Raw genomic sequence first — 16,642 nt, forward strand, 5'->3', positions numbered from 1 at the left:
TCCTGCTCACCCAGGGCACGGGCTTCAACTGGCCGGATCCGGACCACTTCCGCGTGGTGACACTGCCGGACGAGCGCACGCTCACCGACGCACTCGAGCGTCTCGGTAACTTCCTGGCGAGCTACCGGCAGTAGGCGCGGTTCGCTACTCGGTGAGCACCGCGGCGTCGCCGCGGTAATCGCGCAGCGGCGGCGCGGTGTCGACCACCGAGTACTCCGATGCGTCCCCGCTGAGCACCGTCGAGGGCCGCCCGTCGATGCCGACCGGGATCGCCCCGGCGAGGGTGACGCGGTGGAGCTCGCGCCGATGCGAGCCGAAATCGGAAATCCCGTAGTGCTGCGTCGCCTGGTTGTCCCAGATCGCCAGGTCGCCATGCTTCCAGTTCCAGCGGAAGGTGTTGTCCGGCTTGGTGATCCGCTCCTGGAAAATCCGGTAGAGCTCGTCCGATTCGTAGGAGCGCAGACCGGTGAACTTCTTAACGAACTGTCCGAGCAAAAGCGAACGCTCGCCGGTTTCAGGGCGCACGTGCACCACGGGGTGCTCGGTCTCGAACGGAATGCGCACGAACTCCTCGCGCGAACCGAAGTTCGTGTCCGTCGACCGCTGCCCCTGCGCGGCGTAGTCGTAGTCGTTGGAGTGGACGGCGCGCAGGTTCTCGGCGAGCACGCGCAGCGGTTCGGGCAGTGCCTCGTACGCGGCCACCGTGTTCGCCCACACCGTGCCGCCGCCGTAGGGCGGCAGGATCTTCGGACGCAGGATCGACGCCTTGGGCACCCGGTCGACGAAGGTCACGTCCGTGTGCCACGCGTTCGCGGCGCCCTCGATCACGAGCCGATCGCGCCCGGTGGAGTGCACCGTCGGGTGTGCCAGCGTCGGCGTGCCGAGGCGCTGCGCGAACGCGTATTGCGTCTCGTCGTCGACGTGATGCTGCCCCTCGAACACGACCACCTTGTACGTGGCCAGCGCCGTGCGAATCAGCTCGACCTCGTCGACCGAGAGATCTCCGGAGACGCGGATCCCGGAGATCCGCGCGCCGATATTCTTGCCGAGCCGGTGCACCGCCGGCCCCGGCTTCTCGGCCGGGCCGGTCTCCGGCCGAATGTTGTGGAAAAGTTCGCCGAAGCTGTCGGGAATGTATTCGGTCGTCAACGTCATCGCGGTGTCCCCTTCACTCGAATCGGTTCCGCCGCGGCGCTGCTGCGCGCCCGGTAGACCGATCTGTCTATCCAATGACGTCGATCAAACCACGCGCCCGGAGGCGTACCCCAGCCTTCGATCCACGCTGAACCTAAGCCGCGCAAACGAGTGCGCCGAATCTCCATATACTCACTTAGGGGGTTAAGTGAGTATAAGGGTTCGTTTTGTACTCACTTCCGTGCCCGCGGGTGGTGCCTAGAATTTGCGCTGCAGCGGAACGGCAAGCATAGGAGCGATGACGTCGGCCAGCTGCTCGCGCGGCATCGACGCGAACGGCTCGAGCCGAAACACATAGCGACTCATCAGCGTCCCCACGAGCACCGAGGCCACCGCCCCGCCGCGCACCCGGGCGCGCTCCCCACCGAGGATCGCGGCGATCCGGCCGAGGAGCTCGGCGCTCATGAACTCCGCGATTGCCGAGCGGGTCTGCTCGTCGTGCGCCGCCTGCCGGATGATGCCGAGCAGCGGCTCGCGAAAGGCCTCCTGGTCCCACATGTAGAGGAACGTGACGGCGATCTTGCGCGCGAAATCGCGGGGGTTCGAGGTGTCCGCATGCTGCAGGACCACGTCGAGGATCACCCGCGGTGAGACCTCGATGGCCATCGCCTCCGCGAACAGTCCACGCTTGGAGCCGAAATGATAATTCACCATCGCGTGGTCGACGCCGGCAATCTCTGCGATCACGCGCGCCGAGGTGCGGTCGTACCCACGGAGCATGAATTGCTCGCGAGCTGTGCTAAGGAGCGCATTTCGAGTACGCGAGGGGCCCTTGCGCCGGCCTCTCGGGGAATTCACCACAGTGGAAATCCTACTCGCCCGGGTGGACTCTGGGCGCATGGAAACGACTCGAAATGTGGCACTGTCCGCGGACGGCCTGTCCGTCCGGCGCGGCAAGAAGCAGGTCCTGAAGGATTTGGAGTTCGACGTCATACGTGGATCCGTGACCGGACTCCTCGGCCCGTCGGGAGGCGGAAAGACGACGCTGATGCGCGCGATCGTCGGCGTGCAGGCCGGGGTCTCCGGGACTCTCACGGTGCTCGGCGAGCCGGCGGGCGCGCGGGCGCTGCGTTCGCGCATCGGGTACGTCACCCAGGCGGTGAGCGTGTACGAGGACCTCACCGTGACCGAGAATCTGCGGTTCTTCGCCAAGCTACTCGGGGCGCCGCGTGCGCAGGTCGCGAGGGTGATCGAGCAGGTCGACCTGGGGAGCCACGCGGGCGAGCTCGCGCGGAATCTTTCCGGCGGGCAGCGCTCGCGGGTGAGCCTCGCGGCGGCGCTGCTCGGGAATCCGGAGCTGCTCGTCCTCGACGAGCCGACCGTGGGGCTCGACCCCGTGCTGCGCGTCGAGCTGTGGCGCCTTTTCGCCGAGCTCGCCGACGCGGGCACGACGATTATCGTCTCGAGCCACGTGATGGATGAGGCCGAGCACTGTTCCCGGCTCCTGCTGCTGCGCGAGGGCGAGTTGATCGCGGACTCCTCGCCCGAGGCGCTACTGCGGGACACGCACACTACGGATGTCGAGTCCGCGTTCTTGGAGCTGGTCCGATGAGCATCCGAATCACCCTCGCCGTCGCCGCGCGCGTGCTCACGCAGGTGCGCCGCGACCCGCGCACGCTGGTCATGCTGCTCGCCGTACCCTCGCTGCTCATGGCGCTGCTGTGGTGGCTGTATTCGGCCACGCCGATGAGCCTCTTCGGCCGCATCGCGCCGGCGCTGCTCGCGCTGCTGCCGTTCATCCTCATGTTCCTCGTGACCTCGGTGACGACGCTGCGCGAGCGCACCTCGGGCACCCTCGAACGCGCGCTCACCACGCCGATGGGCAAGCTCGACCTCGTGGCCGGCTACGGCATCGCGTTCGGGCTCATCGCGCTGGTGCAAACCTCCATCGCGATCGCTGTGTCGACGACCTGGCTCGGCCTCGACCTCGCGGGCAGCGTGTGGCTGTTCACGCTCGTCGCCGTGCTCGACGCGTTCGCCGGCACCGCGCTCGGCCTGCTCGTGAGCGCGTTCGCGCGCACCGAGTTCCAGGCCGTGCAGTTCATGCCCGTGCTCATCGTGCCGCAGATCTTCCTGTGCGGGCTCCTCGTCCCGCGCGAGCAGCTGCCCGGGGCGCTCGAGGCGCTGTCGAATGTGCTCCCGCTGTCCTACGCCGTCGAGGCAATGAACACGCTGTCGACCTCGACCGTTGCCGACGGCGTCGGCCGCGATATCGCCGTGGTCATCGGATTCATCGTCGTATTCATCGCGCTCGGCGCCGCGACGCTCCGCCGCCGCACGCAGTAGGGACGAGCCCGCTACGTGCGCGAAGCGAATCGGCACGTCCGACGTCACAAATAAAAAAGCCGGGGCCGGAGCGCGATGCTCCGGCCCCGGTTATGGACCGCCCGTATGGACCACACAATCCACGGAGGCTGGGTGCCAGCCGGGTATGACGTCGGAGGTCAGACCATTTCCGGCGTTCCCGGCCCGTCGACCTTCTTGACGTTGAAGCCGTCGGCGCGCAGCTCCCACAGCTCCGCGTTGCGGATGCCGAGCGTGCGCGGATCGAACTGCGGATCGAGTCCGCTCTTCTTCTGCGCGCGGAAATCCTTGAGCACCTTGAGCGCGGGCACCTGCAGGACGAGGATCGCGAGGATGTTGAGCCACGCCATCGCGCCGACGCCGATGTCGCCGAGCGCCCAGGCCTGACCGGGCTCGGTGCTCAGGCCGCCGATGGCGACCGCGATGACGATGAGGATGCGCAGCACCCACACGAGTGCGCGGCGCACGGTCTGGTTGGGCACCCAGCGCATGACGTAGGTGAGGTTCGTTTCGGCCATATAGTAGTAGGCGACGATCGTCGTGAACGCGAAGAAGAACAGCGAGAGCGCGACGAAGGACGGGCCCGCGCCCGGGATCGAGCTGAACATGCTGTCGATGCCCGCCTGAGCGAAGCCCGGGCCGGCGGCGACATCGTCGGCCAGACCGCCGGAGCCGCGCTGCAGGATCTCGCTAGGCTCCTCGGCGCCATTTTGATAGACGCGGTACATGCCGGTCGACAGGATGAGGAATGCCGTGGCCGAGCAGACGAAGAGGGTGTCGATGTAGACGGCGAAGGCCTGCACGAAACCCTGCTTTGCGGGGTGGGAGACCTCGGCAGCGGATGCCGCGTGCGGGCCCGTGCCCTGGCCGGCCTCGTTCGAGTAGAGGCCGCGCTTCACGCCCCACTGGACGGCGAGGCCCCAGATGGCGCCGTACACGGCGTCCGTGCCGAAGGCGGAGCCGAAGATGCTGCTGAACACGTCGACGATCTGGTCGTAGTTGAGGAACATCACGATGATCGCGATGACGATGTAGATGAATGCCATGAACGGCACGACGTACGAGGCGAACGCCGCGATCCGCTTGACGCCGCCGACAATGATGAGCAAGAGGAGTGCGACGATGATGAGGGTCGGGATCCACAGCGGCAGATCCCAGGCCTGATTCGCCGATTCGGTTATGCCATTGGCCTGCACGCCGGGCAGGAAAAAGCTCATCGCGATGACGGTGACGACGGCGAACAAGATCGCGTAGAACAGCGAGAATTCGCGCGCCTTGGTGTGCTTGTAGGCCTTCTCGATGTAGAAGGCCGGTCCGCCGCGGTATTCGCCGGTGTCCTGATCCTTTTCCTTGTAGACCTGACCGAGTGCACATTCGACAAAGGAGGTGGCGGCGCCGAGAAACGCCATGACCCACATCCAGAACACCGCACCGGGACCGCCGAAGGCGATGGCCGTCGCGACGCCGGCGATGTTGCCCGTGCCGACCCGGCCGGCGAGAGAGATCATGAGCGACTGGAACGAGGAGACGCCCGATTCGGACTTCTCGCCCTTGACGATCTGACTGATCATGTCGGGGATATTGACGACCTGCACGCACAGGGTGCGAACCGTGAAGTACAGGCCGGCGCCGAGACAGAGGACGATAAAGGGCGGACCCATAATATTGCTGGCAAGCCAATCAATGGCATCGCTCATGAGGGGCGAACCTTTCTAACCAAGGAAATAGGATTTCCTCAAGTTAGAGGATCGGAACCGCCCAGCAGAAGGTTTCCGCAAGTTTGTTTACGCGCCGGAAACAGCGACCTCGCTTTATAAGAAATAATTCCCCTAATCGGGCGCTAACGGCCACGCCCCAGGGCGCGGTAGTCGAACCCGGCGGACTCCCATGCCTCGCGCGGGAGGCAGTTGCGACCGTCGAGCACGTGGCGCCCGCGGGCGACCTCTGCAACCGATTTCGGGTCGAGCCCGATGAACTCTTTCCATTCGGTCGCGACGATGACCATGTCCGCACCGGTGCACGCCCCGAGCGCGGAATCGGCGTAGCCGAGCGTCGGGTAGAGGCGGCGGCAATTGTCCAGCGCCTGCGGATCGTAGACCATGACCTGTGCGCCCTTGAGCGAGAGCATGCCGGCGATGTTGAGGGCAGGCGAATCGCGCACATCGTCCGAATCCGGCTTGAATGCGGCGCCGAGCACGGCGACCGTCGTCCCGATGAGCGAGCCGCCCATGGTGTCGACGGCGAGCTGCACCATCTTCTCGCGGCGGCGCATGTTGATCGCGTCGACCTCGCGGAGGAACGTGAGCGCCTGATCGGCGCCCAGCTCGCCGGCGCGCGCCATGAAGGCGCGGATGTCCTTGGGCAGGCAGCCGCCGCCGAAGCCGAGGCCGGCGCCGAGGAAGCGGCGGCCGATGCGAGGATCCATGCCGATGGCATCGGCGAGGACGGTGACGTCGGCGCCCGCCGCCTCGCACACCTCGGACACGGCGTTGATGAAGGATATCTTCGTCGCGAGGAACGCGTTGGCGGAGACCTTGACGAGTTCGGCGGTCGCGAGGTCCGTGACGATCAACGGGGTGGCGGTCTCCCCGGCATCGCGCTGCTCCGCCGTCAGACCTTCGAAAAGGATGGAATCGTAGGCCTCGTAGAGAAGGTCCTGACCGAAGGTGCGGCCCGCCTCCGGATCGGACAGGCCGACGACAACGCGGTCCGGCTCGAGGGTGTCCTTGACCGCGAAGCCCTCGCGGAGGAACTCCGGGTTCCACAGCACCTCGAGGGTGACACCGTCCGGGGTGAGCTCGTCGGCGAGCTCCTGCAGGCGAGCGGCCGTGCCCACGGGGACGGTGGACTTACCGACGATCGCGCTGTTGCGGGTGAGCGTCGGCGCGAGCTCGCGCACCACGGCCTCTACATACGTGGTGTCCGCGGCGAAATCACCTTTGCGCTGCGGCGTGCCGACGCCGATGAAGAAGAGCTCGGCGTGCTCGGCGGCCTCGCCGTAGTCGGTGGTGAAGCGGAGAAGCCCCGAATCCACCGTGCGGCGAAGAAGCTCGGGCAGCCCCGGTTCGAAGAACGGGACCTCTCCCGCGGCGAGGCGCGCGATCTTCGCCTCGTCGACATCGATGCCGAGCACATCGTGCCCCAACTCGGCCATACAAGCGGCGTGGGTAGCGCCGAGATATCCGGTACCAAAAACGGCCATACGCATACGGTCGACATTCTCACCGCCGAATGACCAGCATTTCGCCGCAGGAAGACGTACGGTCGCCGATCAAGTGAACATCACGTGATCACATGACCGGCAAGTAACCGAGTGGCGAACAACCGTACATTTCGGGAGACGGCGCCTACTGCTGCGGGAAGTTGAGGTACGCCTTCGACGGCGTCGGCCCGCGCTGCCCCTGGTACTTCGATCCGACACCGCTCGAACCGTAGGGGCGCTCCGCGGGGCTGGAGAGCTGGAACAGGCACAGCTGCCCGATCTTCATGCCCGGCCACAGCGTGATCGGCAGGTTCGCCACGTTCGACAGCTCGAGCGTGATGTGACCGGTAAAGCCAGGGTCGATGAACCCGGCGGTCGAGTGCGTGAGCAGACCGAGCCGGCCGAGCGAGGACTTGCCCTCGAGCCGGCCCGCGACGTCCGCGCCGAGCGAGACCCGTTCGAGCGTCGCGCCGAGCACGAACTCGCCGGGGTGCAGCACGAACGACTCGCCCTCGGGCGTCTCCACGTGCGTTGTCAGCTCGTCCTGCTGCCGGGCCGGGTCGATGTGCGTGTACCGCGAGTTGTTGAACACGCGAAAATATTTGTCCAGGCGCACGTCGATGCTCGACGGCTGCACGAGGGATTCGTCGAGCGGATCGATCCCGAGGCGGCCGGATTCGAGGCTGGCGCGGATGTCGCGGTCTGATAAAAGCACGGGGATAAGGCTACCGTCCTCGGCTGCAGCGCCGGAAGAACACGGGCGGATTGGGGCGGGGAGGCTACGCGCCGCGCGGGTCGTCGTGGCGATCCTGCAGTGGCCGCGCCATCACGGGCTCCTGCCCGATCGGCCTCGCCGACAACCCGCACAAGCGCCGGATCTCACGCCCGAGGTCCGCGACCGTCACGCAATCGCTGGAGAAGTCGATCCGCCACTCGCGGCGCACACCGCCGAGGTCGAGCGCGGACATCGTCACGCCGAAACGATCGAGCGCGGTGAGCACCGCCGTCTGCGGCAGAGCCTGTCCCCCACCCTGCCACTGCGCCTCGTGGCGCAGGTTGTGGAGCATTTTTCTCATGACGCCGGACCCCGGGTCATTAAGCCGGGCGAGCCACACGGCCTCGATATCACAGAAAGGATCGGGAGCCGCCAGCTCGAGTTCCTCGGGAAGGATGCTGTCGACGCCGGAGGAGTCGACAAGACCGATGCTCTCGGGCTGCATCACGAGGAGCCGAACTTCCGTGCCGACCGCGAGGAGTTCCGGGTGCGCGACGTCAGCGGCGATCTCCAGCGCGAGCACGCGCTGCTCCTCCAACCCGGGAAGCGTGATCGCCCCAGTGACGCTCGCGATCTGCCTGACGAGGTGCCCGGGCCGGTCTCCGCACCGGCACGAGCCGAGAAGTCCGGCGCCGGCGGGGCCGAGTTCGGCCTGATACACGCAGTCGAGGAGTTCGCAGCGCGCCGTCGCGGCAATCAGTTCGGCCTGCCCGCCAAACGATTCGATGCCGAGAACGAGCGCTCCGCGGTGCAGGCACGCGAACACGATGGGAAAGCTTGCGGCGGGCGGATAACCGGGCACCGCGAAGATCTCCACCTGGCCGCAGCCGGCCCGAACTAGGGAGGCGAGTCGTTCGGACGGGTCGGCGATCGCCGTGTGCATTGCGCCCCCTGGGTTCCTGCCTGTCGAAGCGGCGTGGTCGTTGTCGGTGAAGGGTGGTTTCGTGCTTGGCGCGCGAGCCTCCGATCTTCGGTACAGCCTTGCGCGCCCCGGCGGCGATATCAATCCACGGACTCACGCTGGTTTTAAGTGACACTCGGGGGCCCTGCCCGACCCCCGAGTGTCCAACGGAGCGCGGTCCGTGACGAGCCGCCGCGATTCACATTAGGTAAGGCTTACCTGTAAAAGCAACCCCTAACCAAATATTTTTCGGTTGCCCTTACCCCTGCAACCCTTTGACGTTTGGCAAAGGAACCTTCTGAAGTGGTGGAATGGGGGCATGACACGTCCAGAAGAACCTTCGAAATACACGTGGAGATGGACCATCTGGTCCACAGTTTTCCTCGGCGTCGGGGTGGTCGTCTTCTTCATGGGAGTCACCGCCGGGGCTCCACTGTGGGTCTCAATCGCTCTCGGATTGGCCGTCGCCATTCTCGGTGGGATAGGCATGGGCATCGTTCCGCGGAACCCACCGAAGCCCGGAATCCACGGCAAGGGTTCAATGCCGGGCGGATCACGCAAGCAGTCGAAGGCGCCCAGAAAGTAGCCGACTCTGCGTGCTAAGCTAGGCGCAGCCTGCAACTCGGCGACCGCTTTTCATACGAGAAGCTCGGCAGAGTTTTCGCAGCGTGCCGATGTAGTTCAATGGTAGAACTTCTGCTTCCCAAGCAGACAGCGCGGGTTCGATTCCCGTCATCGGCTCCAACCTTCCTCGTACGTTTTAGGCGCGCGACCGCGCCCAGACAACCGGCGAGTACGCGTAGTTTGTCGGTAGCACCGGCAGATCAAGGTTTCACATGAGTTCTTCGAGAGAGCTTCGCCCCGTCCCGATTACGTCGAATCTGATTCACGGCGCGCTCGATATGGAGACCACCGAAAGAGGACTCGTCCCCTGCAGACTGCCGGGGTGGGCTCGTGAGCAGGCGGACGGCCAGCTTTTGTCCGCGCAGGCGCAGCCGGCCGGCGTGCGGTTGGCCTTCCGCACGGCGTCAACAAGTGTAGAGCTGAGCGCACACCGCACATACCCGGCGTTTCGAGGCGTTGCGCCCCGCGCCGATTGCCACGTCGACATCGTGATCGACGGCAGACTTGAGCGGCACGTGGAGACGAGCGGCGGCACCCGCGTAACGATCGACCCTGCAAGCGGGAGCGTCGAGGTCGACGAGGGTCCGACGCAGACGATTCGAATCGACGACCTGCCGAGCGGCGACAAAACCGTGGAGATTTGGCTGCCTCACTACGAGCGCATCGAGCTCGTCGAGCTGCGTGCAGACGAGCCAGTCGAGCCGGTTGACTTTGACTCGCGGCCCAGGTGGGTGCACTACGGAAGTTCGATCAGCCAAGGATCGAACGCGACGGCGCCGACACTGACATGGGTAGCTCGCGTCGCTCGCAAGGCGGGGCTTGAGCTGACCAACCTGGGCTTCAGCGGTAGCGCGATGCTCGATGGGTTCGTCGCGCAGGGGATTCGGGATCTTCCCGCCGAGCTGATCAGCGTGAAGGTGGGGATCAACCTCGTCAATGCGGGCGCCGTGCGCACCGAGGAGCTCGCGCCGCTGCTCGACAATTTTCTCGACACCATTCGGCAGGGGCATCCGGAGACTCCGCTGGTGGTGGTGTCCGCTCTCCATTGCGCGATCCACGAGGACACCCCCGGGCCGGCGGCGACCGACTTCGGCGACGGCGAAATCCGCTATCTCGCGACCGGGACAGCCGAGGACGTGGCCGCAGGGAAGCTGACTCTCCGCTCCGCCCGCGAGGTGATCGCAGCGGTCGTCGCGCGGCGGCGCACCGACGATCCCAACCTCCACTTCGTCGACGGGCTCGCGCTCTTCGGCGCCGACGACGAGGCGGCCTATCCCTCGGCGGACCGACTGCACCCGCCCGAGGATGCTCACGCGTTGATCGCCGAGCGGTTCGCCGATCTCGCGCTTCGCGGGCAGGGTTTCAAAGCCTGATCTCCGGCGGTCGCCGCACAGATCACGCATGATCGGACAATGATTTCCCTCCACCTTTTCGGATGCTGGACAGACACCGAAAAGGAGAGCCGACATGGAATCCGAAGCAAAGGACGCGACGTTCGTCGTCTCAGTTCTGACGTCGCTCGACGGCTATTACGAGGGCCCCGGCGGCGACCTGTCGCCCATGCCGTTCGAGCACGCCTTCACGACCCATAACCTCGAGTTGCTGCGCCGGGCGGACACCGTCGTCTACGGGAGCACATGGTTCCCGAGCAATTTCCGGCACTGGTCGGCGATCGCGGAGGACCCGTCGAGCGAACAGCGGGAATTAGACACGGCGAGGTTGATCACCACGCTCGACTCGCTGGTGATCAGCGACTCGATGACGATCGGGCCGGGCGATCCGTGGGCTCCGACGTCATCCGTGGTGGCACGTAGCGAGGCGCCGGCGGAGATCGCGCGACGCAAGGCGAATGGCGAATCGCTGCTGATGTTCGGCAGCGCGACGACATGGAATCCGCTGCTCGCGGCGGGGGTGGTCGACGAGCTCATCGTGCTCGTCGGGGCGGCGATGCTCGGCGCCGGATCGAAGATGTATGCGGGCGAGCGCGCGGGGCTGCGGCTGCTCGAGGCGAGCGTGCTGCCGGATTCGGAGCTGGTGAAGCTGCGCTACGACGCGAGGTGCTGAGCGAAGGCCTTCGCGGATTCGAGGTCGCTCGCGGTGGGGCTCGATTTGTTGACCCCGCCGATGAGTCCGAACGGGCCCATCGTGTCGAGGCCGCGGCAGTGGAAGCCGCCGACGACGCGGAAGCCCTTCGCCTCGAGCGCCTGCTGCATCCCGTCCATATAGCGGGCGAGAATGGGCGGTTGTGGGAAGCCACTCGTGGCGAAGAAGAATGCGTCCTTGCCCTCGCTTTCCGGCAGCGACGCGACGAACTCGCGGAGGCTCTTCCGGAAGTTCATCCAATAGATGCCGGATCCGAAACCGACGAGATCGGCGGCGGCGATCGCGGCGTTCGCCTCGGGGCCGGGGGCGTGAATCGTGGCGCCGAGTTCTGCGGCGATGACGTCGGCGATCTTTCGCGTGTTGCCGTGCGGGGATCGCGATGTGGTGATGATCGTGGAGTTCATAGCGGTGCCGGATCCTTCGCTGGGTTCGGTTCGTCGGGCGTCGCGTGCGCGTCCGCCTTCGCCGCACACGATACGCGCGGGCGGAAGTTCGGAACACGTTTTGCCTGGTAGCCTGGCCATATGAGCATCCCGAGCAGCTATGGGACGGACCGCCCACACGTAGTGATCACCGGCAAGGACGCCGCGCACGTCGCCGGTCTTGCGCGCGCGATCGAAAGCACCGGGACGCGCACGACCATCGCCGAGAAGCGCAGCGATCTCCACGGGGAAACCGCCACCGCTCTCCTCGTCGTGCTCGAACCCGTCGAGGACGACAACTGGCGGGACTGGCTGCACAACGAAACCGACATCTGGGACGTGTTCGACGATGTCGTCCCGCACCTGTCCAACCCGTCCACCGGATTGATCGTCGGATACACCGCGACCGACAACCCGGGACGACGCTCGGACTACCGGTTGGCATGGGAGGATCTGGCCTCCGCGTTCGAGTCGGCGGCGATTTCCGATGGCGGCGTCGATTTCACGATGAATGCCATCGAGGTCCCTGTGGACTCCGATCGCGAGGTCCTCGAACGCCGGCTCGCGGAGTTCTTCTCCCAGCGGCGGTCGACCTACGCCAACCAGGTGGTCGTGCCGTTCGAGAACCTGTACAACTCGTCGATTATCGCCGAGCTCACCAATAGCGTGATCTAACCGTCGTGCGGCGCCGGGCTGTCGTGTGGCTCCGGCACGAAACCCGGCCAGTCCTGCTCGAGCCAGCGCCGAACCTCGGTGATCGGCTCGTCAAGGGCGCCCGGGCGATGGAACAGCGCGGAGTACGCGCGCTTGAGGAGCGGACGCGGTAGCGAGCGGAAGAGCTGGCGCGCCGCATAATTGAAAAATGCCCGCGGGCGACCGATGAGGCCGAGCTCGACGAGATTGCCCTGCATCGTTTTCTCCGCCTTGGCGAGGCGGGCATCGGTGCGGCGGTCGAACATCGACTCTGGGGCGTGCTGGAGTGTGAGGACCTCGTCGAGACTCCGCAGCGAATACCCGGCGGCGATGAGGCGCGCGAAAAGGTCGTAGTCCTCCATGAAGAGCACGTCGCGGATTCCGCCGACCGCGAGGACAGCTTCCTTGTCGAGAATGACGGTCGGATTGTTGAGCGGGCTGTTGATCTTCACGTACTTCGCTATCGCTTCGGGCTCCGACGGTAGACGCCTCACCCGGACGACGTGATCCGGGTCGCCCTCGAACTCGACGATTGCTCCGCCCACTGCGGCATAGTCGCCTGTCGACACCACGGGCCACTGTTTCTCCAACCGGTCGGGCATCATGATGTCGTCGGCATCGTGACGGGCGATCCACCGATTTCGCGCGAGCGGCAATGCGTCGTGCATCGTCGCGGCGACACCCCGATTCTCGTCGAAACGGACGACCGTGAGCTGCGGGCCATCGTGGCTGTCGAGGTAGGCTTCGATACCGGGTTGGACCGGCCCGTCGAGCACGACGAAAATCTCATCCGGCTCCGAGGTTTGATGCACGATGCTGCGGTAGGCCCTCGTGAATTCATCAGTGTCCACACCGATGTAGACGGGCAGGATGCAGGTGATCGGCAATGCCATAAAGGGCCTTCCGGACGAGATGAGAGCGAGCCACGTTCAGCGGCACTCTTTAAATTAGATTCTAAGCTTTTACTCACTCGGCTTAAAGTTGCCACGGTGCGGAGGTCTTATTGTCTGGTGCCGGAGCCCCCGCGAAGATGTGAGCACCGCTCGGTTCGGATTTGCCTGAGTGGCGCGCCACGGTAGCGTTTCCCCAATTGCGACCCGCTCGCACTCCGCAGGATTCCTGCACCTTCCCCCTTTGATGAACAGGACGATGAACCATGCCCGGAAAAGCTTCTTCCGAAGAACCTCCGTCTACCGGCGACGCCGGCGGCACGTCGAAGGACGGAACCCTGATGGGGAACCTCCTCTCGGCGAATACGAGCACCACGGTCGGCGTGTACCCGCACGACATGCATCCGGGGCTGGTGCCGGGTCTCAGCATCGAGGAACAGCGCAACACCTTTGGGATGAACAAGGTGCTGTTCGGCTCCACCGCCGCGCTGATCGTGGCGTTCATCGCCTGGGGCATCCTCGATCCGGATTCGGTCGGGACCGTCTCGTCGACAATGTTCGCCTGGGCAATCGAGAACCTCGGCTGGCTCCTCAACCTCGTGATGATCCTCGGGCTCGCCGTCATGACCTATCTCGCTTTTTCGCGTTTCGGGCGAATCAAGCTGGGCAAGGACGACGAGGAACCCGAGTTCGCGCTGTTCTCCTGGGTGGCGATGATGTTCGGCGCGGGTATCGGCGTCGGCATCTTCTTCTTCGGTCCCTCCGAGCCGCTGAGCCACTACCTCACCCCGCCGCCGCACAGCGTCGACCCGGAAACCCCGGAGGCGCTGCACCTGTCGATGGCGCAGTCGCACTTCCACTGGGGGCTGATGATCTGGGCGCTCTACGCGATGGTCGGCGGCGCGCTCGCATACAGCTCGTACCGGCGCGGCCGGGTGACGCTGCTGAGCTCGGTGTTCAAATCGCTCATCGGTAGCGATCGTTCCGAGGGTCTGGCCGGATCGATCATCGACATGATGGCGATCATCGCGACGCTGTTCGGCACCGCGGCGACGCTCGGGCTCTCCGCGATCCAGATCGGGCAGGGAGTGCAGATCGTCTCCGGTGCCAGCGAGGTCACGAATACCGTCCTCATCGTCATCATCGGGATCCTCACCGCGTGCTTCATCGTCAGCGCCGTGTCCGGGGTCTCGCGAGGAATCCGCTACCTGTCGAACATCAACATCACGCTTACGCTCGGTCTCATCCTGTTCGTGTTCCTTCTCGGGCCGACGCTGTTCCTGCTCAACCTCGTTCCCGCCGGCATCCTCAGCTACGCCGACAATCTGCTCGACATGATGAGCCGCGGCCTGTCGTGGGGGCAGGACACCATCGAGTTCCAGGCTGTGTGGACCTCGTTCTACTGGGCGTGGTGGATCGCGTGGACACCGTTCGTCGGCATGTTCATCGCCCGGATCTCCCGCGGCCGCACGATTCGCCAGTTCGCGCTGGTGACGACGCTCGCTCCGACGTTTATCCTCATCCTCGCGTTCACGATCTTCGGTGGCACCGCGATCAGCTTCAGCCGCGAGAACATTCCCGGGTTCGACGGTTCCGCCACCTCGGAGAACGTCTTGTTCTCGCTGTTCGACAACCTGCCGCTGGGCACGATCACGCCGTTCCTCATCATTTTCGTGCTCGCCGTCTTCTTCATCACCTCTGCGGATTCGGCGTCCGTCGTCATGGGCACCCTGTCCGAGAAGGGGAACCCGGCCCCCAATAAGTTGATCGTCGTTTTCTGGGGTCTGTGCATGATGGGCATCGCCGTGGTGATGCTTCTGGTGGGCGGCGAGACCGCTCTGACCGGGCTGCAGAACCTGACGATCCTCATCGCGATCCCGTTCTCCGTAGTGCTCGTGGGGCTCGCGGTCGCGTTCCTCAAGGACCTGTCGACCGACCCGGCAGCGATCCGGCGCACCTACGCGCAGACGGCGATCAAGAACGCGGTCGTCAAGGGGCTCGAGGAGCACGGCGACGATTTCGAGATCTCCGTCGCCCCGTCCACCGACGGTCGCGGCGCGGGCGCCGACTTCGACTCGACCTCGGAGAAGGTCACCGACTGGTACCGCCGCACCGACGACGACGGCAACGAGATCGACTACGACTACTCGTCGGGCGAATGGGCCGACAGCGAGAAATCCGGGTCGACCGCCGAGAATGCAGGCTCCGCTTCGGACTCCGGCAGCGTCTCCGATTCGGGCGACACCCGCTAGGACGCCTCTCCCCGGCACCCTCTTCCGGCTCCCCTGCCCTCGTGGCACGGGAGCCGGACTCGTCCTGCCTGCGCGAGCCTAGCGACCGGCGCGCGGGATACAGGCCCGTTAGATTCACCGCGAATTGAACGGTGGTTCGGCGGGGCGACGCGCTGGTGTACTTCCGGGCATGGCTAATTCCGAGATCACCCTGCACTGGTTCCTGCCCACCTACGGCGATTCGCGCGCGATCATGGCCGGCGGACACGGGACCACGGGACACTACGGCGAGCGCGAGGCCGACCTCGGCTACCTCACCCAGCTCGCCCTGGCCGCGGAATCCAACGGCTTCGACTCCGTCCTGGTGCCGACGGGATTGTGGTGCGAGGACGCGTGGATCGCGACCGCCGCGCTGATCGGCGCGACGAAGCGGCTGAGCTTCCTCGTCGCCGCCCGCCCCTCGCTAGTGAGCCCGACGGTGATCGCCCAGCAGGCCACGACGTTCCAGAAGCTGTCGAACGGCAGGCTCAAGCTCAACGTCGTCATCGGCGGCGAGGACCACGAGCAGCGCGCCTTCGGCGACCACCGCAGCAAGGAAGAGCGCTACGCCGTGGGTGACGAGTCGCTGCAGGTCATCAACCATCTGCTCACCGAGGACGAGCCGATCACCCTGCGCGGTGAGCACGTCGACGTCGAGCACGCGGTGCTCTCGCGCCGCCCGGCGCAGCCGCCGCAGGTGTTCTTCGGGGGCTCCTCGCCTGCGGGCATCGAGGTCGCCGCCAAGCACGCGCAGGTCTATCTCACGTGGGGCGAGCGCCCTGCCGACGTGCAGGCGAAGATCGAACGCGCGCGTTCGGCCGCTGCCCGGCACGGCCGCGAACTCGATTACGGTATTCGCCTCCACATCATCGCCCGCGAGACCGAGGAGGAGGCGTGGGCCGAGGCGCAGCGCCTCGTCGACGGCCTCGACCCAGAGGTCGTGGGTCAGATCCAGGGCGGGCTCGCGCGCTCGCAGTCCGAGGGCCAGCGGCGAATGACCGCGCTGCAATCGCGCGGCGGCGGGTTCACCCACGGTACCAATGCCCGCGAGCTCGAGGTGGCGCCCAACCTGTGGGCGGGCATCGGGCTCGTTCGTGGCGGCGCGGGAACCGCGCTCGTCGGCTCGTACGCGCAGGTTGCCGAGCGCATCGGCGAGTACTTCGAGGCCGGCCTCAGCCACTTCATCTTCTCCGGCTACCCGCACCTCGAAGAGGCCTTCCACGTCGGCGAGGGAGTCATCCCCGAACTGCACCGACTCGGTTAC

At 65.7% G+C, this 16,642-nt stretch carries 16 protein-coding genes, 1 tRNA gene and 1 pseudogene; 10 read left to right on the forward strand and 8 right to left on the reverse strand.

The window, feature by feature from the left end:
• Window positions 1–134, forward strand: a pseudogene (locus tag K8V11_RS06595) (aminotransferase); the annotation flags it as partial.
• Between the two features lie 10 nt (window positions 135–144).
• On the opposite strand, the gene K8V11_RS06600 reads toward K8V11_RS06595, so the two are convergent.
• Together K8V11_RS06600 and K8V11_RS06605 are read right to left on the reverse strand one after the other, a co-directional pair.
• Window positions 145–1,230, reverse strand: coding sequence for a TauD/TfdA family dioxygenase (locus K8V11_RS06600; RefSeq protein ID WP_303911900.1), 1,086 nt, complete (start codon window positions 1,228–1,230; stop codon window positions 145–147).
• Between the two features lie 162 nt (window positions 1,231–1,392).
• Window positions 1,393–2,127, reverse strand: a complete 735-nt coding sequence (locus tag K8V11_RS06605) for a TetR family transcriptional regulator (protein ID WP_369693046.1) — start codon at window positions 2,125–2,127, stop codon at window positions 1,393–1,395.
• Here K8V11_RS06605 and K8V11_RS06610 point away from each other — a divergent pair.
• Window positions 2,033–2,746: an ABC transporter ATP-binding protein gene (locus K8V11_RS06610; protein WP_303911905.1), complete on the forward strand. Its 714-nt coding sequence runs from the start codon at window positions 2,033–2,035 to the stop codon at window positions 2,744–2,746. The genes K8V11_RS06605 and K8V11_RS06610 overlap by 95 nt on opposite strands.
• On the forward strand, window positions 2,743–3,480 hold the full coding sequence (locus K8V11_RS06615; protein ID WP_303911906.1) for an ABC transporter permease: 738 nt from the start codon (window positions 2,743–2,745) through the stop codon (window positions 3,478–3,480). The genes K8V11_RS06610 and K8V11_RS06615 overlap by 4 nt, the downstream gene beginning before the upstream one ends.
• Window positions 3,481–3,638: 158 nt before the next feature.
• Here K8V11_RS06615 and K8V11_RS06620 read toward each other — a convergent pair whose 3' ends face one another.
• From K8V11_RS06620 to K8V11_RS06635, 4 genes are all read right to left on the reverse strand, one after another.
• The gene (locus K8V11_RS06620) at window positions 3,639–5,195 is read right to left on the reverse strand and encodes a sodium:alanine symporter family protein (protein WP_303911908.1); all 1,557 of its coding nucleotides are present in this window, start codon (window positions 5,193–5,195) and stop codon (window positions 3,639–3,641) included.
• 143 nt (window positions 5,196–5,338) lie between these two features.
• Window positions 5,339–6,706, reverse strand: coding sequence for a UDP-glucose/GDP-mannose dehydrogenase family protein (locus K8V11_RS06625; protein ID WP_303911910.1), 1,368 nt, complete (start codon window positions 6,704–6,706; stop codon window positions 5,339–5,341).
• 139 nt (window positions 6,707–6,845) lie between these two features.
• The gene (gene dcd / locus K8V11_RS06630) at window positions 6,846–7,415 is read right to left on the reverse strand and encodes a dCTP deaminase (protein ID WP_303911912.1); all 570 of its coding nucleotides are present in this window, start codon (window positions 7,413–7,415) and stop codon (window positions 6,846–6,848) included.
• A 64-nt stretch (window positions 7,416–7,479) separates the two neighbouring features.
• Complete coding sequence (locus tag K8V11_RS06635) at window positions 7,480–8,358, reverse strand: hypothetical protein (RefSeq protein WP_303911913.1); 879 nt, start codon at window positions 8,356–8,358, stop codon at window positions 7,480–7,482.
• A gap of 337 nt (window positions 8,359–8,695) precedes the next feature.
• Here K8V11_RS06635 and K8V11_RS06640 point away from each other — a divergent pair, with 337 nt between their 5' ends.
• The 4 genes from K8V11_RS06640 (at window position 8,696) to K8V11_RS06655 (ending at window position 11,064) form a co-directional block, all read left to right on the forward strand.
• On the forward strand, window positions 8,696–8,962 hold the full coding sequence (locus K8V11_RS06640) for a hypothetical protein (RefSeq protein ID WP_303911914.1): 267 nt from the start codon (window positions 8,696–8,698) through the stop codon (window positions 8,960–8,962).
• Between the two features lie 84 nt (window positions 8,963–9,046).
• Window positions 9,047–9,120: transfer RNA gene (locus K8V11_RS06645), tRNA-Gly, on the forward strand.
• A 92-nt stretch (window positions 9,121–9,212) separates the two neighbouring features.
• A complete protein-coding gene (locus K8V11_RS06650; protein WP_303911916.1) occupies window positions 9,213–10,373 on the forward strand; it encodes an SGNH/GDSL hydrolase family protein in 1,161 nt (386 codons plus the stop codon).
• Window positions 10,374–10,467: 94 nt separating this feature from the next.
• Window positions 10,468–11,064 (forward strand): dihydrofolate reductase family protein, encoded by a 597-nt coding sequence (locus K8V11_RS06655; RefSeq protein WP_303911917.1) that lies wholly within the window; start codon window positions 10,468–10,470, stop codon window positions 11,062–11,064.
• Here the strand turns inward: K8V11_RS06655 and K8V11_RS06660 are convergent.
• The gene (locus K8V11_RS06660; RefSeq protein WP_303911919.1) at window positions 11,046–11,507 is read right to left on the reverse strand and encodes a flavodoxin family protein; all 462 of its coding nucleotides are present in this window, start codon (window positions 11,505–11,507) and stop codon (window positions 11,046–11,048) included. The two genes, K8V11_RS06655 and K8V11_RS06660, sit on opposite strands and share 19 nt — an antisense overlap.
• A 120-nt stretch (window positions 11,508–11,627) precedes the next feature.
• Here K8V11_RS06660 and K8V11_RS06665 point away from each other — a divergent pair, with 120 nt between their 5' ends.
• Window positions 11,628–12,200, forward strand: coding sequence for a hypothetical protein (locus tag K8V11_RS06665; RefSeq protein ID WP_303911921.1), 573 nt, complete (start codon window positions 11,628–11,630; stop codon window positions 12,198–12,200).
• Here K8V11_RS06665 and K8V11_RS06670 read toward each other — a convergent pair.
• Complete coding sequence (locus K8V11_RS06670) at window positions 12,197–13,111, reverse strand: glycosyltransferase (protein ID WP_303911923.1); 915 nt, start codon at window positions 13,109–13,111, stop codon at window positions 12,197–12,199. The genes K8V11_RS06665 and K8V11_RS06670 overlap by 4 nt on opposite strands.
• A gap of 338 nt (window positions 13,112–13,449) precedes the next feature.
• On the opposite strand from K8V11_RS06670, the gene K8V11_RS06675 reads away from it, so the two are divergent.
• A complete protein-coding gene (locus tag K8V11_RS06675) occupies window positions 13,450–15,360 on the forward strand; it encodes a BCCT family transporter (protein WP_303911927.1) in 1,911 nt (636 codons plus the stop codon).
• 169 nt (window positions 15,361–15,529) lie between these two features.
• On the forward strand, window positions 15,530–16,642 hold a 1,113-nt coding region (locus tag K8V11_RS06680), incomplete at its 3' end, for an LLM class flavin-dependent oxidoreductase (protein WP_303911925.1).

Origin of the sequence: Dietzia timorensis (assembly GCF_020742175.1) — a bacterium.
Lineage (GTDB): Bacteria > Actinomycetota > Actinomycetes > Mycobacteriales > Mycobacteriaceae > Dietzia > Dietzia timorensis_A.